This is a genomic window from Acinetobacter sp. YH12142, from assembly GCF_013418435.1.
Classification (GTDB): domain Bacteria; phylum Pseudomonadota; class Gammaproteobacteria; order Pseudomonadales; family Moraxellaceae; genus Acinetobacter; species Acinetobacter amyesii.
Genome location: NZ_VPCB01000009.1, coordinates 22,611 through 49,353 on the forward strand (window position 1 = coordinate 22,611; position 26,743 = coordinate 49,353).

The following is a 26,743-nucleotide window of genomic DNA, read 5'->3' on the forward strand; positions in this document are numbered from 1 at the left end:
CAAATGACTTAATCGTTCCAATGCGCAGTCCAGTCTGCGGCACTGCCGTATTGTAAATACATTTTCAAACATTTGGCATAAAGATCTGCATGACCCAAACAATTGCTCAGTAATATTCCACTATCTTTGACCCAGTCACTGACAGCATAGCGCTGATCTATACCGCCATGAACAACCTGTGTACTTAAAATAATTTTGCAATTTTTTTGTTGTATAGCCTTCAATATATTGAGTAATTCAGCATCAACGGCAATGTTGCCTGTGCCAAAACCTTGCAGAATTAAAACGTCTGGAGTGTGTGTAAGTAGAGCCGCTAAATTTTGACTGTGTAGCTTGGTTGCAATCGGTTGCAACATCCAATTCAGGCAATTGAAATGAGCCGCTTTGTCTAAATCATTGGCTTGAACAATATATGGCGATGTAAGCGTTGAAAGTGGCTGTGTGGCTGGCAGCCCATCAAAGGCTTTCAGATCGGTTGTATGTACTTTTAGTGCGGATTGAGCATGCATCAGTTGATGATGAAAGGCCAAATAAACCCCAACACTCGATTGATGTACCGATTCCAATGCAAAATTTAAATTGTCGATGGCATCGGTAAATTCACGGGTGTTGTCACCAGCCACATTAAACAGCGGATATTGGCTGCCTGTAAGCACGATATGAGCAGACTGTGCCATAAAGTGTGCAAGTACTGCGCTGGCATAGCTAAGCGTGTCTGTGCCATGAATAATTACGAAATGCTGAAATTGTTGTAATTGTAAACTTTGAATTTGTTGGATCAGTGCCAGCCAGTCGGGTGCAGTACAAGCACTACTGTCACGAATGACAGGTGCAACAAAACATTCAATGTTTAGGTGTAGTGGCAGCACATGCTGTAATTTAGGTAAAAACGCATTCGCTGGCATGGGGCTTAACGGTTCACCGATACAACCGAAGGTACCACCCATATAAATAAGAGCAATTTTTTTCATCATAAAAAAAGCAGCCTTGAAAGACTGCTTTAGTTTAAATCGCTTTTGCTTAAGATGCGATTTGATTCAGTAACTGATCTGCTTGTTGACGTTGAGCTGAAGAAAACTCAGCTTCTTTTTCAGTCAAAATTTCACGTGCAGCGTCATAAGCACCCAGTTTGATGTATTGCGCTGCCAACTCAAGATTCAATTCAATTTCATTGACTTCAACCAGTTCGGGGAAAGATTGAACCAATGGATCGTTTTGGTCTGTAGCAGATGGGGTTGAAGGTGTGCCTAAACCGCTAATGTCAAAACTCACACCACTTGAAGAAGGTGCGGCAGGTTTCTCTTCAGGCGTAGACTCTAAGTTAAACTCTGTTGCAGGAGCGACAACGGCTTCTTCTGTTTTTGCTGTTTCAAAAGCACCTAAGTCAAAGTTTAAGGTTGGAGCTTCAACTTTGTTTTCTTCTACAACTGGTGTTTCTGTTGTAAATGAAAAATCTAAAGGCTCGATTTTTTCTTCTACAGTTTCTGTTTTAGTTTCAGCCGCAGCTTCAGTGCTTGGGGCAAAGTCCATTGCAAAATCAATTGGTTTGATTTCTTCAACGGCAGGAGATGGCTGAGCAATCTCTTCGGTTTTCAGTGTTGCTTCAAGTGCAGGTTCTGGTGAAATTGAAAGCGTGTCAAATTCAAGCGGCTGTATTTTTTCAGCAGGCGCACTTTCAACTGGGGTAGAAATGTCTGCTTTTGCAGGCGTTTCAGTGGTGAAATTAAAATCTAGTGGTTTAATTTCGGCTGCTTTGGGCTCAACAGGTGCAGCAGTTGAACTTTGCATTAAAGCATCAAAATCAGAGGTATTTTGGGCTTTTGAGGGAGCCTCTTCAGTGATCGGTGATACAAAGTTAATGGCATCATCTTTCACATTTTGAGAATTTTCAAACTCTACTTTTTTTGCTTCAGCTTGTTCTAAAATTTCATCGAGTTCAAGTGAACGAATATGGCTCAGCAATTGGCTGATGGCAAATTCGTCTTTTTGTAAAATGTGAATATCTAATAGATATAGATACAACTCATGTTGTGAGTTGTCACGTTTTAATGATTGATTAATTTGCGCTTCAGCAGAAAAGAAATTACGTTCCGCAATTAATTTTTCAATTTTACCACGAGCATCGGTCGTTAACGGCGTCATTGATTTTTTTTCAATGACACTGCTTTCAACCACTTGAGTTTTCTTCGGAGTCGCTTTGGCTGAAACACCCGATTTCTTGGTTTTAGTGGATGTTGGTTTGGCTTTATCTGATTCTTGACCTTTTTGGCGTTTGTTTAAAAAAACCAATACGATCACTAAGATCACTAATGGAATCACATAAATCAGCATGTTTTAACCCCTTGGAGATAGAGCGATATAAAGTTGCACTCATCCCTATAAAATCTTGATTAGTAACGTTTTAGTTTATTGGCTTCTTTTATCTGCTTGTTGAGCTTTCAACTGTTGTTGCAGTTGAGCAAGACGAGCATTTAATAATTGAATTCTGTGATCCTTTTGATTTAGCGCCAATTCTAATTCAGTTACGTTTCTCTGTAATTTAACGGTTTTTTCACGAGATGTCATAACTTTTAATGACAACTCTTTCGAAGTTTTATTCTTTTCTGCTGCGCTGTTGGCAGAAGATTGTGCCGAATCTTGCGCTTTCTCTGCCACCAGACTCATTTCAGCTTGATTCAAGCGGTATTTGGTTTTGCCTGACTGCTTCGAAGGCACTTTGGCAAGTTCTGCAGCAGAGACTTTTACAGGCTGTTTTGCTTGCTGCATACCATGCAGATTTAAGGCAGCACCACGGCGCAGACGGTTTACATCGCCTTGAATGAATGCATGTTCGTTGCTGTTTTTAATTTGTTGCATGACTTCAGAAACAGGGCGGTTTTGTTCTGTCGCGATACGTGAGGCAATCCCCCAAAGGCTTTCATTTGAGCGAACCACATATTTTGCCGCTGGTGTTGCTGTCGATGAAGCCGCGGTACTTGTTGGTTTTGGTGTAGATGCTTTTTGAGCTGTCGTTGTTGGATTTTCACGTTTTTGTGCTGCCTGCTCCGCAGCAAATTTTTGTGCCAATGGGTCTTTAGATCTTGCAGTTGATGCTGTTGCAGTTTGTGTGGCTTGCATTTCTGAACTGACAGAGCCGGTCGAATTGGTTTTTGTAACTTGCGAAATTGATGTTTCAGAACCAGATGAAGTATTTGCGCTATTTTGCTCCGCAGGTGCAACGCTATAATTTTGTACATGCGTGACAGGTTCAATCGCAACAGGCGTTGAAGTTGCTAATTGTGCTAATTTTGGCGGTGCTTTGGTACTGAGTAATAGGGGGTGTTCTGCAGCTACGGGTGCTTTTGCGGTATACAGTGTGCTGACAGGTAAATTTAAGGCAATATCTTTTTCATTTACAATAACGACAGGTGCTAAAGCACGCTCATTGGCACGTGTTTGATTCGCATTCGACGGCGCTGGATTGCGTTTTAATGGTGTGCGAATTTGTTGCAGGCGTGAAGCATTACCTTCTTTAATATTGACAATAAAATTAAGCTCAGCATCGGTCACTGGACGCGAAGAGGTAATGGTAATTACCCCATTGCCTGCACCATCACGACGTGTAAAGAAGTTTAAATGTCCCGGTGGTTGATGCCCTGTACCCATACTTAACAAATCCTCTGCCGTGGCTAAACTTGCATTGAGCGGCACAGATGTATTTGAGTGGCGAAAATGAATCTCAGCGTACAGCAATTCCCCGGGTGCTGACTGGACTTGTACAGGATCAATGCTGATCGCTTGAATGTTTTGAGATGCAATAACGGCTAAAATGGCGATCTTTAATTTGTTATATACGGTCATCTTAATCTTTAGCTCGAATATATGTCGCATGGCGAAAATTATAGATTAGCGAGTTGTCGAAGAATTGTAAAATATTTACACGACAGTTACATAAAAAAGCCGATCAATTGTGATCGGCTTCTTGTTCAGAGACTTAAAAATGCTTAAGCATTTTTATAATCAATGAGAATTCTTAGCATACGACGTAAAGGTTCAGCAGCACCCCAAAGCAATTGGTCACCCACAGTGAATGCACCTAGGTATTCTTTACCCATGTTGAGCTTACGTAGACGACCAACTGGAACAGACAAGGTGCCAGTTACAGCAACAGGAGTCAGATCAGTCATTGACGCTTCACGCGTATTTGGAACCACTTTAGACCAATCGTTGGCACTTGCGATAATATCTTCGATTTCATCCAGTGGAACATCTTTACGAAGTTTTAAAGTCAATGCTTGAGAGTGACAACGCATTGCACCGATACGGACACAGTGGCCATCGATTGGAACGATTTGCTGGTTGCCTAAGATCTTGTTGGTTTCAACTTGCCCTTTCCATTCTTCTTTCGACTGACCGCTTTCAAGCTGTTTGTCGATATAAGGAATGAGAGAACCCGCTAAAGGCACACCGAAGTTTGCAGATGGGAAACCTTCGCCACGTTGTAACTGTGCAATTTTAGAATCGATATCTAAAATTGGTGAACGTGGGTCATCCAGCAAGTCTTTGGTGTTGTTATACAAGTAGCCCATACCTGAAATCAGTTCACGCATGTTTTGCGCGCCTGCACCAGAAGCCGCTTGATATGTCATTGAGGTTGCCCATTCCACTAAATTATTTTGGAATAGACCGCCTAAACCCATCAGCATAAGTGAAACGGTACAGTTACCACCCACGAATGTTTTTGTACCTTTCACTAAGCCGTCTTTGATTACGTTCATGTTTACTGGGTCAAGTACGATGATCGCTTCATCATCCATACGTAAAGTCGATGCAGCATCGATCCAGTAACCATTCCAATTTTCAGCTTTAAGCTTAGGGAAAACTTCAGTCGTATAATCGCCACCTTGGCAGGTGATAATGACATCCATTTGCTTCAGACTATCAATGTCCGTTGCATCCATAAGTGCTGGGGCAGTCTTACCACCAAACGCAGGGGCTTCACCACCTGCATTACTGGTAGAAAAGTAAAACGGTTCGAAATGAGCGAAATCGTTTTCTTCAACCATACGTTGCATAAGGACGGAACCAACCATCCCGCGCCAACCGACCAGACCTACTTTCATGTCACTTTGCCTCGGTGCGTTAAAAAAATAAAAAGGGGGTTCGAGTGTACCAAAAGGGCGCATAACTGCAAGCGCTACATAATGAAAACACCAATAATATTGTGCAATATATCTTGTTTATGTTACATGCAAAACTGATATAAATTTATGAATCAATAAAAAATAAAGAATATAAGGGAGGCGTAATGATTTGGATTGAAATACTGGCGGGCTTCGTCATTTGGTTGACATTTTGGTCACTCATACCACGAGATGAATGGTGGTTTCGTGGTGCAGATTTTCCGCGTCTGCAAATCTTGGCTTTGGGCATATTTGCCTTCATAGGCTTAATTTTATGGAATGCTGAATGGGACTTGGCGCGTGAAATCATTTTAATTGGGTTGATTGCTGCCTTGGCATATCAATTAAAAATGGTTTTGCCTTATACCTTTATTTGGAAAAAACAAGTCAAAAAAGTTCGTTCAGACCAGTTAGATAAACAGAAACAAATTTCAATTATTGTCTCAAATGTACTTACGCCGAATACTCAATATCACTTATTATTGGCACAAATACAAAAGCATCAACCTGACTTAGTACTCACGCTAGAAACAGATCAAACTTGGCAAAATGAATTGGCAGTGATTGAAGCTGATTATCCTTATCGCGTACCCGTACCTTTGGATAATTTGTATGGGATGCATTTGTATAGCAAGTTAGAACTTAGTGAAACTGAAGTCAAATTTATTCTCAGTGATGAAATTCCTTCGATCCATACCCGAGTCACCTTAGCATCAGGAAATCAGGTTCAACTGTATTGTTTACATCCCAAACCGCCAAGTCCAACAGAAGCCAAAGATTCAACTTTACGCGATGCAGAATTGCTGATTGTGGGCGATCAGATTAAAGATTTAGATGAAAGTTGCATCGTTATGGGGGACCTGAATGATGTGGCATGGTCACGTACTACACGACTCTTTCAACGAATCAGTGGGCTTTTAGACCCACGTGTTGGACGGCATTTCGTAAATACCTTTCATGCCAATTATCCACTGCTGCGTTGGTCGCTCGACCATATTTTTCATAGTACAGATTTTGCCTTGGTACATATGGAACGCTTGCCCAATATCGGTTCAGACCATTTTCCTGTCTATGTAGTGCTGCAAACAGGCAGGGTATTTGAGCAAATCCAAGAAGAATTAGAGCAAACAGATGAAGATGAACAAGAAGCGCAAGAGGCAATTCAGGAGGGTATAGAAAAAGCTGAGAAAGAGGAGAAGATTGTGACCGATGAAATCGCCCGTGATTATAAGGATGGTACGAAGGCACTTTGATTTTGTTTGATTTAAGAGAAAAGTGTAAGAAATAGCTTACACAGCTTTCGGCTTCTGACGAATGGTCAGGTCAAGTGTATTGACTTATTCTTTGTTCATCGGCACATGGAACTGGGAACGGAACATCCCACTAAGGAAGACGAAGCCGATGGAAGCATCACGGAACGGATGCAGGAAAGGAAAGCCAATAAAAAATAAAAAGAATACTTGTGAAAGCACAACCTCATAGACCCGAGTTTTGCAGGATGCAGAACTCGGGTTTTGCTTTTGTGATATAGAATTTTTTGCTTTTCTTTTGATCAATTTCTTTATACAGTGTGCCAAGAAAAAAACGATGAATTTCCAATAAAAATATAGGTATGAGACGTTCTATGCTGTACGAATGGCACCAAAAAATATTGCAGATTACACACTTATCCACCGATGCACTTTCCATTTACCTTGGCTTAATACTGTTCTTTTTTGTGGCCTTTTGCCATCACCGCCAATTGAAATCACCTTATGCGATTTGGACTGTTGTGGTCGTCGCAGTGGGATTGGAATTGTTTAATGCACGCCATGATATTTTAGATAGAGGCTTTTGGCGTATAGGGCAAAGTTTGAAACATATTCTAAATGTCATGTTGTTGCCGCTAATTCTTTGGTTGATGGCCCGATACCGTGTATGGAAGGGTTGAATCACCATTGAGTCATTCATAATAACCATTGAGTAGTTCATAATAAAAAAGGATATTGTGCATTTCACAATATCCTTTCTAGATGCTGATCTAGTTGCTGAATTAAAAAGATTTCCAGAGCGTTATCCTGTACAGCAAAGATCTATGGCGTGTAGTCAATCAAGCTGAATGCTGAGAGACCACTTGCGTATACAACTCCAAAGTCTGATCACACATCTCTTTTAAACTAAACATGCTGATAGGCTGCACGTGTTGTGGTTGGTCTAAATGCAACTTTAAGGTGTCGAGTAATTGTGTTTCATCATCGACAGTGACTAAACCTTGCGGATAGACATTCGATAAAATTTCAGCTACGCCACCACGGTTCCAACCGATTACAGGTGTACCTACAGACAGTGCTTCAAGTACTGTCCGTCCAAAGGTTTCCGCTTGGCTCGACAAAGACAAAACCAAATCGCTAAAAGCTAACCATTCACGGATATCTGAACGATGACCGACAAAAGTAATCCGATCACTCAGCCCTTTAGCCGCAATACTGTCTTGCATTTCTTGTAAATAAGCCGCTTTTTTCGGATCTGCACCACCGACCACCACCGCATGTACGTCGGGATACTGTGTTTGTAGCTGTTCCATTAAATGGATCAGGGTTTCATGACCTTTCAAACGGGTGATACGGCCTGGTAAGCAAATCAGACGCTTATTTTCTAGTTCAGGGAAATCTTTTAGGGTTTGATTGAGCCACTGTGCTGAGGGTTGATAACCATGTGGAAAAGCAGCGGGGTCAATGCCACGATAAATACGCACAATGTCCTTGGTAGGACAGTTTTTGTAGTTGTCCGTGATGTATTTGACAACACTATCCGAGACCGCAATGACTTTTTCAGCCTGCGTCATGATTTGACTATAGCGATTAATCGAATAAAAACCATGTACAGTTGAAATCAGGTGAGGTCGCTTGTTTGCAGGAATCCCTTTGAGGGCAAAATGCGTGAGCCACGCAGGGACACGTGAGCGCACATGCACGATGTCTGGTTGATGCTGCTCAATCAGTTTACGTAGAGGACGAATTTGCCATAAGCTTGATAAGGCTTTTTTATGGATTGCGAGCGTGAGATGAGTTGAGCCTTCGGCTTCCAATTGAGTCACCATACGGCCACCATTTGAAACCACTAAGGACTCATGACCGGCGGTCACTAAAGCACGAGCTATTTCTAAGGTTCCTCGCTCGACACCACCACTGTTCAATTCAGGTAAAAGCTGCATCACTTTCATAGCATTTCTCTTTTTTATGTGCTGAGTTGAACTCAATAGATTTTGTCATAGCCTTGTGGGCGGGTTTTAAAGCGGCGATGGAACCACATGTATTGTGTCGGTGCGATTCGCAGCTGATTTTCAATAATTTTATTGGTTCGAATAGCATCCGAAACTTCATCGTCACTCGGAAAATTGTCCAAAGCAGGTTCAATCAATACATGATATTGAGGGTTGCTGATGTCGCCGTCTCGATAAAAATACAACGGGATCGCCTCGGCTTTAGCAATTTTTAATAAGCGACGATGTGCAGTAACAGTGGCTGCTGGAGTACCAAAAAATGGTGCCATGACCCCTTGTTTTAAACCAAAGTCTTGATCGGGACTGTACCAAATGGCATGGCCATTTTTCAGATTGCGAATCAAGCCACGCATATCATCATGATCGATTTGGTTGGCATAGATGGTGGCACGGCAACGCACAATCAACATATCCAACAGCGGATTATTTTGCGGACGATAAACCACATCCGGTTCAAAGAACTGTGCGCATAAATAGCCACCTGCATCGAGCAGGGTAGAATGTGTGCCGAGGAGCAAAATACCTTTGCCTTCAGCTTGTGCATTTTGAATATGTTCTAAGCCTTCAATTTGCACCCGATTTTTGAACCACTGCGGGCTGTACCATGCATTTAAGGTTTCAAAAATGCCAATCATTTGGTCGATAAAAACCTGTCGTGCATTGGCCTCAACTTGTTCTGCCGTCCATTCAGGAAAGCAAACTTCCATGTTGCGAATCGTGGTTTTACGACGTGACTTAAGATTGTTAAATGCAACAGAACCGAGGAGTTGCCCAAGTCGATACTGAACTGCCCATGGAAGAATCGCCAAAATCATAAGAAATACAATCCCTATCCATATTCCCCAATACTGAGGAAGTAAGAAAGACCATTGGAATTTTCCGGGTTGATATGTTGGCTTTTGACTCATAGGGCTAAATCAAAGATTAAAAAATAGGGTTCAGTTTAGCATGAAGCTGAATTGAAAGAGAAAGTTCAACCTCATGCTGCGCTAGACTTAACCTTTGACTAAACCGCCATCGACAATCAAATTCTGCCCTGTGACCGCACGTGAGTATGGGGATAAGAACATCATGATGGCCGCAGCAAATTCTTCAGGCGTGGTCACTGTGCGTAAAGGTGTTGATGCCGCGATTAAATCAAACACGGCATCGGGCGTCGCTTTACTGGCATCGGTGCTTTGTAATAAGCCACCTGAAAGCATATTGACGTTAATCCCAAACTCACCCAGCTCATGCGCCGCTGTGCGAGTGAAGGCCAAAAGTGCCGCTTTTGCTGCAGTGTAGTCGTGGTAAGGCACGACAGGGTTTTGTACCAAGTTGGTGCCAATATTGACAATGCGACCAAAACCCTGTGCTTTCATCTTGGGAAGCGCCGCTTGCGTGGTGTTGAGTGCAGCGACGACTGCGCCATCAAACTGTTGCTGTAAGTGCTGTGCAGTCAGTTCTTCCATTTTAGGACGGGCATCGCCATTAAATTGAAAATGGATGAGGGCATTATTCACGACAGAGGTGATTGCGGTACCAAAATGTACTTCCGCCGCCGCAAAAAGCTGTTCTACTTGAGCTTTATCGGTGACATCTGCTTGATAGGCAAACACTTGCTGAGGAAATGCGGTCGCCAACTGTTTTGCTGCAGTTTGACTGGATAGATAGTTCACGACCACGCGTGCGCCTTCAGCAATTAACGTTTGGCTAATTGCCAAACCGAGGCCACGTGCGCCCCCTGTAACCAAGACAATTTGATCTGAAATTTGCATGCTCGTGACTCAATCTTATGTTGAACGTCACCATAGCAAGCTTTTCACATTAGCGGAATCGTCTTTACAAACGCTGTATGCTCCAATTTAAAACAGCGTCATTTAGGTTAGCCATCCAGTCGAGTCATATGACATAAAAAAAGCCGTATCGAAATACGGCTTTTTCTGTATGGAATCTTTGTGGACTTAGCCTTTAGCAAGTGTTTCTAGCTCATCTAGACGTTCCATTTTTTCCAGCATTTCGTCATCAATTTCAGCTAGACGCTGTGATGCTTTGGTCGCAGCATTAGCGTCAGTCATAAACCAAGAACCGTCAGCTAATTTTTCAGACAATTCAGCTTGCTCTTGTTCCAATGCTTCAATTTCAGTCGGCAGTTGTTCTAGGGCACGTTGGTCTTTATAGCTGAGCTTGACTTTTTTAGGCACCGCAGCGGCAGCCGCTGCTTCGGCTTTAGCCATGGCTTTTTTCACATCGCTTTTTTGATCCACGACAGTTTGGTCAGGACGCTGTTCCAAATAGTCTTGGTAACCGCCGATGTATTCATCGATTTTACCTTTACCATCAAATACCCAAGTCGACGTCACCACGTTGTCCATAAAGGCACGGTCATGCGAAATCAGTAACAGTGTGCCTTTGTAAGCGCTGAGCATTTCTTCCAACAGTTCAAGAGTTACCATATCCAAGTCGTTGGTCGGTTCGTCCATCACGATAAGGTTCGATGGTTTCAGTAGCAGTTTCGCCAACAGAATACGGTTACGCTCACCCCCAGACAGTGCTTTAACTGGTGTACGTGCGCGTTCTGGAGAGAATAAAAAGTCTTGTAAATAACTGTAGATGTGACGACGGCTACCGTTTACATCGACATGGTCTGAGCCTTCAGAAACGTTATCTTTCACTGATTTTTCAAGATCAAGTGCATTTCGAAGCTGATCAAAGTAAGCAACTTCAAGCTGTGTACCTGTTTTTACTGTACCAGTATGTTCTTGCTCACCCAAAATAGCTTTGATAAGAGTGGTTTTACCCACACCGTTGTCACCGACTAAGCCGATACGGTCACCACGTAATACCAGTGCCGAGAAATCTTTGATGATTGGCGCGCTGTTGCCAAATTGCACAGCTAAGTTTTCAATTTCAAAGACCACTTTACCTGAGCGCTGCGCATCTTGCGTTGCCATGCTCACTTTGCCTTGTTGTGAACGGCGCGCTTTAGACTCTTCACGCAATGCTTTTAAGGCACGAACACGACCTTCGTTACGGGTACGACGCGCTTTAATGCCCTGACGAATCCATACTTCTTCTTCAGCGAGTTTTTTATCGAATAGCGCATTTTGCTTTTCTTCCGCTTCCATTTGCTGAGCTTTGAGTTCGAGGTAACGTGAATAGTTACCTTCATAGCTACGCAAAATGCCGCGGTCAAGTTCCACAATACGGGTTGCGATGCTGTCGACAAATGAACGGTCATGCGAAATAAACAACAGGGTTAAGTTGTTTTGATCAAGCAGGAATTTTTCGAGCCATTCAATACTTTCAACGTCCAAATGGTTGGTCGGTTCGTCGAGTAGTAATACGTCGGGCTGCGTCAAGAGAGCACGTGCCAATAAAACACGACGCTTACGACCACCAGACAAATCTGCAAGGTCAGCTTCTGGGTCTAGGCCCATTTTACTGAGGATGGCATTCACTTTAGTTTCAAGTGACCAGCCATCCATTTGATCCATCTGATGTTGTAGGTTACCCATGCGCTCACAGGCGTCCATATCACCGAGTACGCAGGCTTCGCTGGCTTCATGATAAGCACGCAGTACAGTAGCGGCTTCACCTGCACCATCGGCAACAATATCAGCAACTTTGCCCGAATCCATGGGCACATCTTGAGCAAGCATTGAAATCGTAATGCCATTTTGCAATGAAACTTCACCCCCGTCTGGCAATAAAGTTCCCTCAATCAGTTTAAGTAAAGTAGACTTACCTTCACCATTACGACCGATTAGACACACTCGCTCGCCACGTTCTAAACTGAAGTTCGCGCCGTCGAGTAGGGAAGGTCCGCCAAATGCAAGCTGGACGTCCCTTAAAGTAATATAGGCCATAATGTTTCCTGAAATCTTATATGAGGAGTGTAAATTGACTACACAACAAAATCTTGATGAACAGGCGTCATTTTCCGCACCCATTGAAGATTTGCAAGTCCGAATTGCATTTTTAGATGATTTAGTTGACCAACTGAATGATCAAGTTGCGCGTCAAAACGCCGAAATCGCTGATTTAAAGAAACAAATGCAGATGTTGTATCGTCGTATTGAATCGGCAGATTTATCTGAAGGCATCGCGGCATTTGACCCGATGACCAACCGCCCACCGCATTATTAATGTCACTATTGAATGACAGGCAGATGACGAATCAGCGCCAAAGCTGTGGATTGGTGTAAATTTATTTGACCTTTTGCAGCGTGACAGGTCTAATGCACCGCATCTGCTGATCGAAACCCATTATTTCATCTCATGAGTCAAAAAGTTGTCCTGCTAGATTTGGAAAATAACCCGCCCACAGCAAATCTATTGCGCAATATCATTGAACATTACAGTACTTTGTATGTGTTTAGCTGCAGCGGAAAATTTGAATATGCACTTGAAGATTTGACTGAAATTGCAGGGTGGATCGCGAGTGGTCAATTGGTGGTTTTGGATATTCCAGAAACACCGCAAAAAGAATTTGAATATGCGGTGATTGTGGGGCAACTGATGGCCTTGATGGATCCAGATGCGCATATTGAAGTCATTTCAGCAATGCCTGATATTGAATTACTGATGGAACAATTGGATGGCTCTGGACTCAGTGCACATCTCATTCAAATTCAGTCAGAACAAGAAGTTTCACATAAAGTGAAGTATAAAATTCCTGACCTAGAAACCATTCGGAATAAACCTGATTTATTACTGATTAAACACTATTGTGATGGTCTGGAAAAACTCAGTGGCAAACCCAACAGTTTGGATAAACTGAAAAACTCATTGATGAATATTTTGCAAGTCTCTAGCGAAAAAGCTCAGCATTTGGTCGGTATGTTGATCAATCTAAAAATCGTCAAACGCTTTGATGAGCAAATTTCGATTCGAAAAAAAGTACTCAAACAATGGGTACAGCTAGATTTAAATGCGACTGCTGAAACAGCATTGCCGATAAAAACAGACCTGAATGCATTTAGTGCTTCACTCGAAGATCAAACCTCAAATACTGATGATACGGCATCGATGATTCAGGCTGCACAGCAAGGCTTGTTTAAAAATTTCAATAAAATTGACCCTGTGCAAATGGAAGTGATCCGAAAATTGCATGAATTAAAGTCAGATAAACCAAAAGATATCTACGCCTTACGTGATTTATTGGAGCAAATGTTCCCACAATCTGACGTTCGATTATTACTTAAAGAGTTGATCGAAAAAGGATATATCTATTGGAATGGTCACGAAGTGCTATATAGCCACGAGATGTTCCTGAATTAATTTTATCGAGTGAACTTGCGTTTTATATTGCGCTTATGCAACTCTAATAAAGGAATATAAAGGTTGTGCTATGGAAAATACTGGAATCTGGGTTACCGTTTTTATTGTGGTCTTTGTACTTGGGTCGATTTTTGGACTTCGAGTAAATCCTAGAGAAAAAGCCTTGGGCATTATGCGTGAGAAGGCGCGTAAGATGGGGCTGCACCCACGTTTAGTGGCTGCACCTGCTTGGACCAAGATTCCAATGGCTTCTGAAAAACGTGCCAGTATGGTGGCGTATTACAGTGTGCTGATTCCAGATGCGCGTTTGCCTTTAATGCGTGCTTTAGTGGTCGATGAAAAACTTGAACTGGTGCATGGTGATGACAAGTTCAAGGATTTAGCCATTACATTAAAGGGCATTTATGCTATTGATATGCAGGCAAACTGTGTAGGAATCTATTGGAACGAAGAATCTGACTTAAGAGCCACACAGCTTGAAGATATGAAAGCATTTTTACATTCATTGGCTGAACTTTAAATTTTAAAAAACCTATTAAACAGGAATGATGGTTAACTATGGCGAACGCTCCTCGGTCCACATCTAAAAGTACCACAGCAAAATCTGCCGATGCTGGGAAAAAGCGTGCGTTAGTGATTGTGGAATCGCCTGCAAAAGCGAAAACAATCAATAAATATTTGGGCTCTGATTACATCGTGAAATCATCGGTGGGTCATGTCCGTGATTTACCTACAGGCGGCTCGAGTAAAACAGCAGAGAAAAAGCCAGTAACTCGTGCAAAATTAACTGAAGCTGAAAAAGCCAAAAAAGCACAAAAAGCTTTGGTTAATCGTATGGGTGTAGACCCTGAAAATGACTGGAAGGCACAGTACGAAGTCCTACCGGGTAAAGAACATGTTGTTGCGGAACTGAAAAAGCTTGCATCGCAAGTTGACGAGGTCTATCTCGCAACGGATATGGATAGGGAAGGAGAAGCAATTGCTTGGCATTTAAAAGAAGTGATTGGCGGTGACGACTCACGTTATCAACGTGTGGTGTTCAACGAAATTACCAAAAATGCCATCCAAGAAGCGTTTAAACATCCTTCTCGCCTCGATACAGATAAAGTCAATGCTCAACAAGCCCGTCGTTTCCTCGACCGTATTGTGGGCTTTATGATCTCGCCACTCTTATGGGAAAAAATCGCCCGTGGTTTATCGGCAGGTCGTGTGCAATCTGTGGCTGTTAAACTTGTGGTTGAGCGTGAACGTGAAATTCGTGCCTTCGTTCCAGAAGAGTTTTGGCAAGTTTTTGCAGATACCAAGTCGAAGAAAGACGATATCCGCTTAGAAGCGGTGAAGCAAAATGGCAAGACTTTAAAACTGCACAACAAAGCTGAAACGGATGCTTTACTGAACCTGATTAAAGATGCCGACTACACAGTTTCAGCTCGTGAAGATAAACCCACCAAGGTTAATCCAAGTGCGCCATACATCACGTCTACACTGCAACAAGCAGCGAGTACACGTTTAGGTTTTTCTGTGAAGAAAACCATGATGTTGGCACAGCGCTTATATGAAGCGGGCTTTATTACTTACATGCGTACAGACTCAACATTCTTGAGTGATGACGCTGTAAATATGGTTCGTGGTCATATTGAAACTGAGTTTGGACAAAAATATTTACCGGCTAAACCAAATCGCTACGGCAATAAAGCTGGTGCGCAAGAAGCCCATGAAGCGATTCGTCCATCAAATGTAGCGCTAAAAGGCGATAGTTTGGTGGGTGTAGAGCGTGATGCGCAGCGTCTTTATGACCTGATCTGGCGTCAGTTCGTTGCATGTCAAATGACCCCTGCAGAATATTTATCATCAACGATTTTAGTCAATGCCAATGGTGTTGAACTCAAAGCCAAAGGCCGTACACTGGTCTTTGATGGTTTCACTAAAGTACGTGGTCAAAACAAATCGGATGATGATGTACTGCTACCTGCTGTAAAAGTTGGGGAAGTACTCAAGCTTGAAAAATTAGATCCATCTCAACACTTTACTAAACCACCTGCGCGCTTCACTGAAGCATCATTGGTCAAAGAGCTTGAGAAAAAAGGGATTGGTCGTCCATCGACGTATGCTGCGATTATCTCAACCATTCAAGACCGTGGTTATGTGAAGCTCGATAACCGTCGTTTGTTCGCCGAGAAAATGGGTGAAATCGTGACAGACCGTCTCGATGAAAACTTTAATAACTTGATGAACTATGCATTTACTGCAGACCTTGAAGGCCAGCTGGATAAAGTCGCCGATGGTGATCGTAACTGGAAAGAGTTACTCAATAGCTTCTACGGTGATTTTAAAACACGCTTAACCACAGCTCAGGGTGAAAATGGCATGCGCCGTAATTTACCTGTAGAAGTGGATGCGGTGCACTGTAAAGAATGTGACCGTCCGATGCAGATTCGTACAGGGACTACAGGCGTGTTCTTGGGTTGTTCAGGTTATAACTTACCGCCAAAAGAGCGTTGTAAGGGAACTTTAAACCTGACACCTGTAGAATCATTGGCTGCATTGTCTGACGATGACTCGGCAGAAACAGCAGATTTAATGTCGAAAAAACGTTGTCCAATCTGTGAAACAGCCATGGACAGCTATGTGATTGATGGCGGTCGTAAGTTACATATCTGTGGTAATAACCCAGATTGTGCTGGTTTTGAGCTTGAAGAAGGTGAGTTCAAAATCAAAGGTTATGATGGTCCAACCATTCCGTGCGACAAATGTGATGGCGAAATGCAATTGAAGACAGGCCGTTTCGGTCCTTACTTTGCATGTAATAGCTGTGACAATACACGTAAAGTGTTGAAGAGCGGTCAGCCTGCACCTCCACGTGTAGATCCGATTAAAATGGAGCACTTACGTTCAACCAAACATGATGACTTCTTTGTCCTTCGTGATGGCGCAGCAGGTTTATTCTTAGCTGCAAGTAAGTTCCCGAAAGTTCGTGAAACTCGTGCACCGAAAGTGGCTGAACTACGTTCTGTCGCAGATCAGTTGGATGCGAAATATCAGTTCATCTTACAAGCACCAGATGTCGATCCTGAAGGAAACCCAACATTAGTAAAATTCAGCCGTAAAAACCAAGCGCAATATATTGGTTCTGAAAATGCTGAAGGCAAACAAACCAAATGGTCTTTGGTGTACCAAGACGGTAAGTGGGTTGAGGCTTAAGCTTTAAAACCAATAAAGTGCTGACTTCGGTCGGCATTTTTTATGTCTTTTGATCAGGCATATTTGATGATAGGCAATCTATTGAGCTTTTAAATTGTCCAAGACATTTTAAGAATGTTCTGTTTTAATTCTGAAAATAAACGCTAAAAATTAATTGAGATCTTGGGGAATGTGGAAAAAAATTCGGGTACTGTGCTTATTGCTGATTTTATTGGTTGTCGCAGTCAATGCCTATAAAGACAAAAATCAAGACTGGAGTAAACCGATCTTTGTATTGTTACATCCAATTAATGCTGATAGTCGAGAGAGCACACAAGCTTATATACAGCAGCTCTCTGTCAATGATTTAAACGATGTTCAGCAATATTTACAAGCGACGGCACAGAAATACCGAGGGCAACCGACTTATGTATATTTTAAGTTAGGTCGCGAGCTGAAAGTTTTACCTCCCAAAGTACCCAATGATGCTAGCATTTTGGACGTTATCTTATGGAGTTTGAAATTCCGCTACTATGCTTGGCAGCAGCATGAAAATGTAGATGGTGTTTCGAGTGTGACGCTATTTTTAAATTATTACGATCCGACTCAAACCAAAGAACTTAAACATTCCACAGCCTTGGAAAATGGTCGAATTGGATCGGTGAATTTATTTGCATCGAATAAACAGACAGCGCAGAATAAAATCGTTTTAGCCCATGAGTTATTACACGCTTTTGGTGCAACTGATAAGTATGATTTGGCTACAGGTCAGCCGATTTTTCCTGTCGGTTATGCAGAACCCCAGCGGCAGCCTTTGTTTCCACAAAGTAAAGCTGAATTAATGGCGGGGCATATTCCTACCTCACAGACGCAAAGTAAAATGCCTGAAGATTTAGCTGATACTGTGGTGAATGACATCACAGCGATTGAAGTGGGATGGAAAAAATAATGTGGATAAAGCGTATTTTATCCACAGCTTCAAGTGGCAGTGTGGATAAGATTTGGACTTTTCTTTCATTTTTCTTCATCATGAAGTTGCATAATCCATTGAATAACGAATAACTTGAGAAAAAACATGAGAACAGTAGGCAACGATTTAATTCGCAGTCAGCTCCATGAAAACCGTAAGTGGTATCTCGGTTTAGGTGCTTTATTGGTGGTCTTCGGATTGGTCCTTTTGGCAGCTTTGCCATTCGCGACAATCACTGTCATTTATATTTTTGGTGTGCTGATGATGTTAGGTGGTGTAATCCATTTCATCGCGGCATTTAAAATTTTTGAAGGCGGCTACCGCTGGTTCTGGGCACTATTTGGTGTGTTGTATTTGGTCGCAGGCTATTATGCATTTACAACGCCTGTTAAAACGGCCATTGTCCTAACCAATTTATTGGCGATTATTTTGATCATTGCAGGGGTCATTCGTATCTTTAATGCTGTGCTATTTCGAGCATTTCAAGGTTGGGGATGGACACTATTTTCAGGCATTCTAACTTTGGTGACAGGTGTTATTATTTTGATGTCGCCTGATGCGCCATTTTGGGTATTAGGATTATTCTTGGCGGTTGATATTTTATTCCAAGGTGTCAACTACCTTACTTTGGCTTCTTATATTCGACGTGAAGTGCCGAAAAGCTCGGCAGAGCAGTAAGCTGCTTGCGGATCCAATAAATAAAAAAAGAGTGCTGAGGCACTCTTTTTTTATTCAGTTTTAATGTGTACAACCCGTTAAGGTTTCACGCTATAGCGGCTACTAATGGCGATACGATTCCATGTGTTAATGACAATCGCAAGCCATTCAATCGCACTGATTTGATCATCCGTTAAAAATGGTAGAGCATCTTCATAGACGGCATCGGGAACTTGGCCTTCAGCAATTAACGTGATCGCTTCGATCAAGCTCAAAGCTGCACGTTCTTTTTCATCGTAGTACGCAGTTTCACGCCATGCATTGAGTAGGCTAATACGTTCAATGCTTTCACCTGTTTTAAGTGCATCTTGCGCATGCATGCGAATACAGAACGCACATTCGTTGATTTGGGATGCACGTAATTTGAGTAAATGAGCTAATCCTTCACTTAGGCCAGCTTCATTTATTTTTTTCATTGCCAGTGCATCAAGTTCTGCGACTTTTTTATATAGCTCAGGTGCAGACTGACCTAGATTGATTCGTGACATTTCGAGCCTTTCTGATGTTTTTAGATATACCTGCTATTTTAAAACCGTTATGGTTGAGGACAAGTTTTATTTTGAGCATTTAGATGACCACTTTTGTTCTTGCGCCCGATTCATTTAAAGAAAGTATGAGTGCTCAACAAGCCTGTGACGCGATGCGGCGTGCAATTTTAAAACTCATACCTGATGCAAATGTCATCGCTGTGCCAATGGCAGATGGTGGTGAGGGAACTGTAGATGCGTTACTCAGTGCTTGCGACGGCCAAAAATTGACGATAGCGCTTACAGGTCCTTTGCCCAATCAAGCTGTGACGACGTATTTCGGTTTGATCGACGGTGGAAAAACTGCGGTGATTGAAATGGCAAAAGCCAATGGAATTCATCTTGTCGATATTGCTCAGCGAAATCCTTTACTGACGTCAACTTATGGTACGGGCGAAATGATCAAGGCTGCTCTAGACTTCGGAGTAAGTAAAATTATCATTGGCTTGGGCGGGAGTGTGACCAATGATGGCGGTGCAGGTATGGCGCAGGCCTTGGGGGCGCAATTTTTAGATGAAAATGGCTTCGAAATAGCAGTTTGTGGTGGTTATCTGGATCAAATTAACAGTCTTGATTTGACGCAGCTCGACTCACGTTTAGCGCATACAGAAATTATCATTGCCAGCGACGTCATTAATCCACTATGTGGTGAAAATGGTGCATCCCATATCTTTAGCCCGCAAAAAGGTGCAACGCAGGAGATGGTGCGTCAGTTAGATCAGAACCTCAGTCATTATGCCGATGTGGTTGAAGCGACATTGGATTGTGCTTTACGTGCTGTCGCAGGTGCAGGCGCTGCAGGTGGATTAGGTTTTGGGTTGATGGCTTTTGCAGGTGCATCGATGCAATCAGGTGTGGAATTGGTCATTGAACAATGTCAGTTGAATGAAAAAATAGCACAGGCAGATTATGTGCTGACAGGTGAAGGGAAAATTGATCATCAAACTAAGTTCGGTAAAACGCCATTTGGTGTGGCGCAAGTTGCAAAAAAGTTTAATAAACCTGTGATCGCCTTTACTGGTCTAGTGGGTGAGGGGATAGCAGAACTCTATGATTTAGGTTTTACACAGATTGTTGGGATTAATCCACCAGATTGTAAGTTGGAAGATGCATTAAAAAATGCGGAACTAAATTTGGAACATTGCTGTCGAAATGTGATGAGATGTTTGAGATAAAAATCAAGGAAAAATTTATACATGCATCTAGTGAGTTTTAAGATAATCATAGTTAGAAAATATGATTAATTTGGTTGAGAATCTTTGCAATATTTTTCCATTGGTTTTTGATTTTTTGGAATTATATTTTCAATGTTTTTTATATTTTCTATTGCATTTTCTTTTGCCCGTTTCGCTTTTAATAATCCAGAATTCTCTGAAGCAATTTCATATTGTGCTTTACTCATTTTATAAGTTGCACATAAATTATCGGATATAAGCTTATGATTGCCAGAAATTAGAGCTACAGCTAGATCATCATGGAGTTGAATTCCTTTCTGATTATTTTTACTTATCAAGTGATCAAATTCAGTTTGAGTCAATTTTTTTGCATAAGATGGATGATTTGTAAATATTATGAGTAATAAAACTGGCTGAAGGAAATGGCTAATTAGCTTAAAATTTTTCATAAACTTATCGTTTTCTAGTTTTAATTTTGATCCTACATTAGCATGTATTTTTTTTCAATCTGCTAAACTATACCTATCCATGAAATGATGAGTACATATGAGTTTAGCCAACCTGATTGATGAATTAAATCCTCAACAAAAACAAGCCGCAACAACAGAAGCACAGCATAGCTTGGTTTTGGCAGGAGCAGGTTGTGGTAAAACCAAAACCATCGTGGCGCGTGCAGCTTATTTAATTGATCAAGGCGTGCCTGCTAATCAAATTCAAATTTTGACTTTTACTCGCCGTGCAGCGAGTGAAATTGTTGCTCGTGTGGAGTTGGCTCTAGGTGAGCAAGCCAAAGGGTTACGTGCATCAACCTTTCATACCTTTTGTATGTACCTCTTGCGCCGTATTCCAAAAGCCTTTGGTCTAGAACAGTTTTCGATTATTGATCGTGATGATCAACTCATGATGTTCCGCTTGATTCGTGGTCGTGATGATAAGAAAAACCCGAACCACTTGCCCAAGCCGAAAGAACTCTGTGATCTGTATTCCTTTGCGCGGAATACGCGTCAAAAACTCAGCATTGCCATGGAAAAGCAAATGCCTGAGTACTTTGCGTTAAAAGATCAAATCGCGGATATCATGAAAGAATACGAAGCTCGTAAACGTGCGCGTAGTTTTTTAGATTATGACGATATCTTGGCGATTGTGGCGAAAGCCTTGGCGGAATCAGATGGACTGGTCGATTATGTCGCTTCAATTTGTCGCCACATGTTGGTTGATGAAATGCAGGATACCAATCCGCTGCAATGGGCGTTACTTGAGCCACTAAAAGAACGTGTCAGCTTGTTCTGTGTCGGCGATGATGCACAGTCCATTTACGGCTTCCGTGGTGCAGACTTTGAAAATATTCATCATTTCAAAGAGCGTGTACCCGACGCACAGATTTTCAAACTCGAAAAAAATTATCGTTCAACCCAAGAAATTTTAGATCTGTCAAATTGGTTGTTGGATGAAAGTGAAATTAAATATGACAAACGCCTAGATGCCTATCGTGGTGAAGGGATTAAGCCGAAAATGCATATTTTCCCGAATGAGTTTGATGAAGCCAAATGGATTGCCATTGATATTAAAGAGCGTCATTACCTCGAAGGCAGCAAATGGTCGGATCATATGGTGCTTGTGCGTTCAAGCTTTGCTGCTCGTCATATTGAAGCGGCCTGTATTGCCGCAAATGTGCCGTATCGCTTTATCGGCGGCATGAAATTACTTGAAACAGCCCATGTAAAAGACTTACTCAGTGTATTGCGTGTAGTGGCCAATCCTTTAGATGATATCGCGTGGATGCGCTTTTTAACCTTATGGAATGGTGTGGGTGATGTCGGTGCGAGTAAGTTATCGCAGCAGATTTTACTTGAGCCAGAAATGAAAGCCATTGCAACCAAGTTGGAAAATTTTGGCAAAGTACCTGACCAAGCGATTCTGATGATGAAGCAAATGTCGGTGTTGAAAGATCAGGTCAAAGAATGTGTAAGCTTGGCTGTTCAAGCGATTTCTGAGCAGCTAGAAGAAAACTATAAAAAAGATTGGAACCGCCGTCAGGGTGATTTTGATTTGGTGAAACAACTAGCATCCAAACATACGCAGTTGAGTGAATTCTTAGAAGAATATGTCCTTGATCCAGTGTCCATTTCTGAAATTGAACGCCAATCTGACAGTGATGTCGTGACTTTAATTACCATTCATTCGGCAAAAGGAACGGAGCAAAAAGTCTGTTATGTGGCGAATGTCACGCCAGGGCAATACCCGCATGCACGTGCCCAAGGCAATTTCGATGAAGTGGAAGAAGAGCGTCGCGTGTTATATGTAGCGCTGACACGTGCGCAAAATGAACTGATTTTGACTAAGCAAAACTTGAACCACTGGGCGCGTGAAACTGTCGATGAGCAAGGGCGTAAAGTAGAAAGTTACTTTATGAATGATTTAACTCGAAATTTATGTAGTTTGGAAACACACTATAAAACCCGTCAGCAAACCGTAAAAAGTGCGTTAATCGAAAGAAAATCGATTAATTTAGATTTTGGTATCGATCTCGATTAAAATAGATTTTTGACGTGATTTACACGCAAGTTAAAAAGCAAAATAGACAAATGCTTTTTGATGATGCTGTCTATTTGGAAGATTGAATGAAAATTTTAGTACGTAACTTAGAGCGTTCAGTTACTGAAGCAGAATTGGTTGAACTGTTTAAACCATTTGGCGCAGTAGAGTCTGCTGTTGTTGTTATGGATGCAAGCACAGGTAAATCGAAAGGGTTTGGTTTTGTCGAAATGCCAAATGGTCGTGAAGCTGTAAAAGCGATTAAAGGCCTGAATACATTGAAAGTCAAAGGTGCGGGTATTCGCGTAAAAGCGGCTGAAGATAAGCCTAAAGCATAAATTTAAAAAGGAGCGTTACGCTCCTTTTTTTATCGGTGATCTATGAAAAAATGCTACTCGGCTTTGTCTATTGTTGCGCCATCTGGTTCGAACATTGCGTGCGGGCTTAAAACGCTTGAAGTCCGCTCATGGCGGCCTGAGCATTTGCCTTTAAAAGATTTAGTGATCGTGGAAAATCAACGCTACTTACATGAAAGCGGAGATGAAGATATTGGACGTGCAGTGGCGATGGTCGATGTATATGACGTTCATGCATGGACTGAAAATGAGGTAGAGCTAGCGCAGGCGACATATTGGGCAGCAGGGTACTGGGCTTGGCGTCTGGAAAATATCAGGATGATTGATTGGGATATGCCTGTTCCTGCCAAGCGTGACATTTATTTAATTGAAATCGATCATCCATAATATTTATTGTGAATTTCCTAAAAATCCGTTTAAGCTTATTCATGTAGAAAAACGCCAAAATTTAGGGAATTGTTCATGTCTCGTGTTGCTCGCTTTCATGCTGATCGTACCAATCAAAAGTTATATTTTACCCGTCTTGCATGTCAGCAAGCTGAGCAGACCGATCATGTTCAACAAGCTCAGGCTTATCGCGAAGCAGCAGTTTTTCATTTGCATGGTGCAGTACTTGCGTTTTTACAAGAGTTGGTGCGTTACTATCGTTTAAATGATCCTGCGCCCACGTTAAAGTCGATTGAAACGCTGATGGCTGAAAAAGGTCAGGTGTCACCTGAAGTGACTGTTATGCAGCAATTGGCAAAGCAGGGCTTTATTGCAGAGCTGAAACGCGCACATCGTATGTGTCAATATGCACCTGAACCGTCTGCACCAGAGCCAGAAGATGAAACGTCTTCAAATTTAATTATTAAAGTTACCCAAACACCGCAAGCATGGTTGCCAGATACCGCTATTTTGCGTGAATGGCATCGTGATCTAACTCAATTAATTGATGGATTTCGTAACGAGATGGTGGAGTTCTAATTGGACTATTGCTACTTGAAATAAATTTATTTAACCCGATATAAGATTATCTAAGTAATACAAAGTGCAGATGCCTTTATCACCATGTTGCGCATGGAGGGATATATGTCTATAGAACAGTTGAAAGAACTCTTTGGGAACCAGGAAGCAATTTTAGAGCTGGTTCAATTGGAAGGTGGTGAGTTGGCATTGCGTAATGCAGGCTCAGAAAAAGAGCCTTTGGTGACTATCCAATTCAATGAAGAATTACGCAATATTTTGGGCGATCAAATGAGTGTGATCGCTCAGCAAATGATTCAGGCTGCATTGTTTGGTTTGTTAGAAAAACAAGTGGATGAATGGCATGCCGAAGTGGTTGATGAAAAGCCCAAATATATGAGCTAATCATATAGCTGCTGACTTTGCGGATCATGATAATGAAAACGCACCTTTCGGTGCGTTTTTTTATGCCCAAAATGACACTTAGACTGTGCCCAGTTCAGTAGGTGAGATCAGTATCGAACCTAAAAATACAATAAAGACCCCGATGAGCTGTAAAAAAAAAGGATTTTTGGCATCTTGCCAATACAGAATCAGAAAGACGATGGAAATGGGATAAAACAATAGACAGCCCAGTCCCCATAAAATACTGGTTTTAAATGCAGCGATGAGAAAGCCCAGACCGCCAATCAAAATAATGGCAAGGCCTAAATAGAGGATGTACATGTTTTTCTCGTTTCTTGTTTGAAGTTTTTAAAAATGATGCTTCGTTTGATGCTTATTTTATCAATATGTTTTTTAAATTCAATTATTTGTAATTTTAAAATCAATGAATTATATCCATTAAAAAAAGGCGATGCTTAAATGCATCGCCTTTTTGGTATTGCCCCTAAGCGTTTTATTTAGGCACTTAGTGTGTCGGTGTTTGGTGATGGGCAATTTGGATTTGATTTAAAATATGATTGCTCATATTTTTCGCCATTTCCTCTTTGGCATAATAAACCTCACCGACATTGTCACGACGAATGACTTCAGCTTCTTCTTTGCTTTCCGCACAAACCAACACTTGGATAGACGAATTCAGCATTTTTGCAATGTCGACAATTTTATGAATATCTAAAATATCCATAGGTGAAATGACCAAAAGGCGTGCGTGTTGAATATGGGCTTGAATTAAAACGCCGGGTTCTGTTGCCACACCAGATACCGCAGCGATGCCTTTTTCCCGTAAGTTTTCCACGATTTCACGGTTTTCTTCAGCAATAACCACTTTAATGTTTTCATTCATTAATTCGCGGGTAATACGACGACCGACTTCACCATGACCAATCAGCACCACCTGATCACGTAGATAATCCTGTGAGACCTCATCCGGCAACATGGCCAATGGGTCACTACTACGTTCCAGTAAACGAGCCAAATTCGAGCGCTCACGGATGAGTCGCTGCATAGGCTCGATTGCAGAAAATACAAATGAATTCAGCGTAATCGAGATTAATGCACCTGCCAGTATCAGGTTTTGTCCTTCCATAGAAAGGAGGTTTAGAGATACACCCAAGGTCGCCAAAATAAATGAGAACTCACCAATTTGCGCCAAGCTTGCCCCAACGGTTAATGCGGTATTGATGGGGTAGCGGAAGAACAATACTAATGCCATTGCAGCGATGGTCTTACCAATCATGATAATACCGACCACAGCTAAGACGTGAAGCGGTTGTTCAATCAAGATCCGTGGATCAAACAGCATGCCGACGGAGACGAAAAACAGAATCGAAAAAATTTCACGGAGCGGAAGGGTTTCTTCTTCTGCACGGTGACTAAAGTCAGACTCTTTGACCACCATACCGGCAAAAAATGCGCCCAGTGCCATGGATACACCAAATACCTTGTAGGCACCAAAGGCAATAGACACGGCTGCTGCAACCACAGTGAGCGTGAATAATTCACGTGAGCCTAAGCGTGCAACCACTTGCATAATCATTGGCACTAAACGTTTACCAATGATCAGCATGAAGGCAATAAAGCCAGCAACTTTGAGTAAAGTTAGACCTAAGGTCAGCCAAATATTTTCATCAGCACTGCTTTCTGTGAGCGGTTGGCCGCCAAGCAGTACGGCAGTAGCAGGCAGAAGGACCAGGACCAAAACCATCACCAAGTCTTCAACCAAGAGCCAACCCACGGCAATTTTACCATTGACGGAGTTGAGTAAACCGCGATCACCTAAGGCTTTGAGTAGAACGACAGTACTTGCACACGACAAACTTAAGCCAAACACTAAGGCTGAGCCCATGCTCCAGCCCCAAAGCATGGAAATTCCCATACCGAGTAAGGTCGCCACTGCAATTTGTAAAATGGCACCGGGGAGGGCAATACGACGGACTTGCATCAAATCATTGAGTGAAAAGTGCATACCCACGCCAAACATCAGGAACATGACACCGAGTTCGGCCAATTGGTTAGCGAGATGGATATCGCCAACTACCCCAGGTGTGTTTGGGCTAATAATAATACCGGCAATCAGATAGCCGATAAGGGGAGGAAGTCGCAGGCGTGCAGCAATATAGCCAAAAATTAAGGCAAAACCAAAGCCAACAGCAAGTAATATTATGAGTTCTACATCATGAGGCACTAAAAACTCCTTAAGCCTAAGTT

General features: G+C 42.1%; 26 protein-coding genes. 14 read left to right on the forward strand and 12 right to left on the reverse strand.

Annotated elements, in window-relative coordinates:
- Nucleotides 1-8: 8 nt before the first annotated feature.
- The 4 genes from FTU77_RS09160 to asd form a co-directional block, all read right to left on the reverse strand.
- Nucleotides 9-971: an asparaginase domain-containing protein gene (locus FTU77_RS09160; protein ID WP_180055674.1), complete on the reverse strand. Its 963-nt coding sequence runs from the start codon at nucleotides 969-971 to the stop codon at nucleotides 9-11.
- 49 nt (nucleotides 972-1,020) lie between these two features.
- Nucleotides 1,021-2,331 (reverse strand): fimbrial protein FimV, encoded by a 1,311-nt coding sequence (locus FTU77_RS09165; protein WP_180055614.1) that lies wholly within the window; start codon nucleotides 2,329-2,331, stop codon nucleotides 1,021-1,023.
- Nucleotides 2,332-2,406: 75 nt separating this feature from the next.
- Nucleotides 2,407-3,840 carry a hypothetical protein gene (locus tag FTU77_RS09170; protein ID WP_180055615.1) on the reverse strand — a complete coding sequence of 478 codons (1,434 nt, stop codon included), beginning with the start codon at nucleotides 3,838-3,840 and terminating at the stop codon, nucleotides 2,407-2,409.
- Nucleotides 3,841-3,983: 143 nt separating this feature from the next.
- Nucleotides 3,984-5,102, reverse strand: a complete 1,119-nt coding sequence (gene asd, locus FTU77_RS09175; RefSeq protein WP_180005293.1) for an aspartate-semialdehyde dehydrogenase — start codon at nucleotides 5,100-5,102, stop codon at nucleotides 3,984-3,986.
- A gap of 185 nt (nucleotides 5,103-5,287) precedes the next feature.
- Between asd and FTU77_RS09180 the strand changes: the two genes are divergently transcribed.
- Both FTU77_RS09180 and FTU77_RS09185 read left to right on the forward strand, forming a co-directional pair.
- The gene (locus FTU77_RS09180) at nucleotides 5,288-6,415 is read left to right on the forward strand and encodes an endonuclease/exonuclease/phosphatase family protein (protein WP_180055616.1); all 1,128 of its coding nucleotides are present in this window, start codon (nucleotides 5,288-5,290) and stop codon (nucleotides 6,413-6,415) included.
- A gap of 371 nt (nucleotides 6,416-6,786) precedes the next feature.
- Entirely contained in the window at nucleotides 6,787-7,092 is a 306-nt protein-coding gene (locus FTU77_RS09185) for a hypothetical protein (RefSeq protein ID WP_249733635.1), read from the forward strand.
- 159 nt (nucleotides 7,093-7,251) lie between these two features.
- Here the strand turns inward: FTU77_RS09185 and FTU77_RS09190 are convergent, their stop codons facing one another.
- The 4 genes from FTU77_RS09190 to FTU77_RS09205 form a co-directional block, all read right to left on the reverse strand.
- Complete coding sequence (locus FTU77_RS09190) at nucleotides 7,252-8,364, reverse strand: glycosyltransferase family 4 protein (protein WP_180010178.1); 1,113 nt, start codon at nucleotides 8,362-8,364, stop codon at nucleotides 7,252-7,254.
- Nucleotides 8,365-8,396: 32 nt separating this feature from the next.
- A complete protein-coding gene (gene lpxL / locus FTU77_RS09195) occupies nucleotides 8,397-9,332 on the reverse strand; it encodes an LpxL/LpxP family Kdo(2)-lipid IV(A) lauroyl/palmitoleoyl acyltransferase (protein WP_180055618.1) in 936 nt (311 codons plus the stop codon).
- An 87-nt stretch (nucleotides 9,333-9,419) separates the two neighbouring features.
- Nucleotides 9,420-10,181 carry a 3-oxoacyl-ACP reductase gene (locus tag FTU77_RS09200; RefSeq protein WP_180055619.1) on the reverse strand — a complete coding sequence of 254 codons (762 nt, stop codon included), beginning with the start codon at nucleotides 10,179-10,181 and terminating at the stop codon, nucleotides 9,420-9,422.
- A gap of 186 nt (nucleotides 10,182-10,367) precedes the next feature.
- Nucleotides 10,368-12,272, reverse strand: a complete 1,905-nt coding sequence (locus tag FTU77_RS09205) for an ATP-binding cassette domain-containing protein (protein WP_180010180.1) — start codon at nucleotides 12,270-12,272, stop codon at nucleotides 10,368-10,370.
- Between the two features lie 34 nt (nucleotides 12,273-12,306).
- Between FTU77_RS09205 and FTU77_RS09210 the strand changes: the two genes are divergently transcribed.
- The 6 genes from FTU77_RS09210 (at nucleotide 12,307) to FTU77_RS09235 (ending at nucleotide 18,514) form a co-directional block, all read left to right on the forward strand.
- On the forward strand, nucleotides 12,307-12,552 hold the full coding sequence (locus FTU77_RS09210) for a SlyX family protein (RefSeq protein ID WP_078189840.1): 246 nt from the start codon (nucleotides 12,307-12,309) through the stop codon (nucleotides 12,550-12,552).
- A gap of 132 nt (nucleotides 12,553-12,684) precedes the next feature.
- A complete protein-coding gene (locus tag FTU77_RS09215) occupies nucleotides 12,685-13,686 on the forward strand; it encodes a hypothetical protein (protein WP_180055620.1) in 1,002 nt (333 codons plus the stop codon).
- A 70-nt stretch (nucleotides 13,687-13,756) separates the two neighbouring features.
- A complete protein-coding gene (locus FTU77_RS09220) occupies nucleotides 13,757-14,206 on the forward strand; it encodes an ammonium transporter (RefSeq protein ID WP_180055621.1) in 450 nt (149 codons plus the stop codon).
- Nucleotides 14,207-14,244: 38 nt separating this feature from the next.
- Nucleotides 14,245-16,887 carry a type I DNA topoisomerase gene (topA, locus tag FTU77_RS09225; RefSeq protein ID WP_078192741.1) on the forward strand — a complete coding sequence of 881 codons (2,643 nt, stop codon included), beginning with the start codon at nucleotides 14,245-14,247 and terminating at the stop codon, nucleotides 16,885-16,887.
- A gap of 169 nt (nucleotides 16,888-17,056) precedes the next feature.
- Nucleotides 17,057-17,815 carry a hypothetical protein gene (locus FTU77_RS09230; RefSeq protein ID WP_180055622.1) on the forward strand — a complete coding sequence of 253 codons (759 nt, stop codon included), beginning with the start codon at nucleotides 17,057-17,059 and terminating at the stop codon, nucleotides 17,813-17,815.
- 126 nt (nucleotides 17,816-17,941) lie between these two features.
- Nucleotides 17,942-18,514, forward strand: coding sequence for an HdeD family acid-resistance protein (locus FTU77_RS09235; protein WP_180055623.1), 573 nt, complete (start codon nucleotides 17,942-17,944; stop codon nucleotides 18,512-18,514).
- Between the two features lie 77 nt (nucleotides 18,515-18,591).
- On the opposite strand, the gene FTU77_RS09240 is transcribed toward FTU77_RS09235, so the two are convergent.
- Complete coding sequence (locus FTU77_RS09240) at nucleotides 18,592-19,041, reverse strand: carboxymuconolactone decarboxylase family protein (RefSeq protein WP_180055624.1); 450 nt, start codon at nucleotides 19,039-19,041, stop codon at nucleotides 18,592-18,594.
- Between the two features lie 83 nt (nucleotides 19,042-19,124).
- Between FTU77_RS09240 and FTU77_RS09245 the strand changes: the two genes are divergently transcribed.
- On the forward strand, nucleotides 19,125-20,255 hold the full coding sequence (locus FTU77_RS09245) for a glycerate kinase (RefSeq protein ID WP_180055625.1): 1,131 nt from the start codon (nucleotides 19,125-19,127) through the stop codon (nucleotides 20,253-20,255).
- A gap of 65 nt (nucleotides 20,256-20,320) precedes the next feature.
- Here the strand turns inward: FTU77_RS09245 and FTU77_RS09250 are convergent, their stop codons facing one another.
- Nucleotides 20,321-20,704 carry a hypothetical protein gene (locus tag FTU77_RS09250; protein ID WP_180055626.1) on the reverse strand — a complete coding sequence of 128 codons (384 nt, stop codon included), beginning with the start codon at nucleotides 20,702-20,704 and terminating at the stop codon, nucleotides 20,321-20,323.
- A 97-nt stretch (nucleotides 20,705-20,801) separates the two neighbouring features.
- Between FTU77_RS09250 and FTU77_RS09255 the strand changes: the two genes are divergently transcribed.
- The 5 genes from FTU77_RS09255 to FTU77_RS09275 all read left to right on the forward strand — a co-directional run bounded on the left by FTU77_RS09255 (nucleotide 20,802) and on the right by FTU77_RS09275 (nucleotide 24,496).
- Nucleotides 20,802-22,790: an ATP-dependent helicase gene (locus FTU77_RS09255; RefSeq protein ID WP_180055627.1), complete on the forward strand. Its 1,989-nt coding sequence runs from the start codon at nucleotides 20,802-20,804 to the stop codon at nucleotides 22,788-22,790.
- A gap of 86 nt (nucleotides 22,791-22,876) precedes the next feature.
- Nucleotides 22,877-23,128: an RNA-binding protein gene (locus FTU77_RS09260; protein WP_078189697.1), complete on the forward strand. Its 252-nt coding sequence runs from the start codon at nucleotides 22,877-22,879 to the stop codon at nucleotides 23,126-23,128.
- A 42-nt stretch (nucleotides 23,129-23,170) separates the two neighbouring features.
- Nucleotides 23,171-23,533 (forward strand): ASCH domain-containing protein, encoded by a 363-nt coding sequence (locus tag FTU77_RS09265; protein ID WP_180055628.1) that lies wholly within the window; start codon nucleotides 23,171-23,173, stop codon nucleotides 23,531-23,533.
- 75 nt (nucleotides 23,534-23,608) lie between these two features.
- Nucleotides 23,609-24,112, forward strand: a complete 504-nt coding sequence (locus FTU77_RS09270) for a DUF6586 family protein (protein WP_078189695.1) — start codon at nucleotides 23,609-23,611, stop codon at nucleotides 24,110-24,112.
- Nucleotides 24,113-24,217: 105 nt separating this feature from the next.
- The gene (locus FTU77_RS09275; RefSeq protein WP_078192732.1) at nucleotides 24,218-24,496 is read left to right on the forward strand and encodes a hypothetical protein; all 279 of its coding nucleotides are present in this window, start codon (nucleotides 24,218-24,220) and stop codon (nucleotides 24,494-24,496) included.
- Between the two features lie 78 nt (nucleotides 24,497-24,574).
- On the opposite strand, the gene FTU77_RS09280 is transcribed toward FTU77_RS09275, so the two are convergent.
- Together FTU77_RS09280 and FTU77_RS09285 are read right to left on the reverse strand one after the other, a co-directional pair.
- Entirely contained in the window at nucleotides 24,575-24,817 is a 243-nt protein-coding gene (locus FTU77_RS09280) for a hypothetical protein (RefSeq protein ID WP_078192731.1), read from the reverse strand.
- A 184-nt stretch (nucleotides 24,818-25,001) separates the two neighbouring features.
- Nucleotides 25,002-26,720, reverse strand: a complete 1,719-nt coding sequence (locus FTU77_RS09285; RefSeq protein ID WP_180055629.1) for a cation:proton antiporter — start codon at nucleotides 26,718-26,720, stop codon at nucleotides 25,002-25,004.
- Between the last annotated feature and the right edge of the window lie 23 nt (nucleotides 26,721-26,743).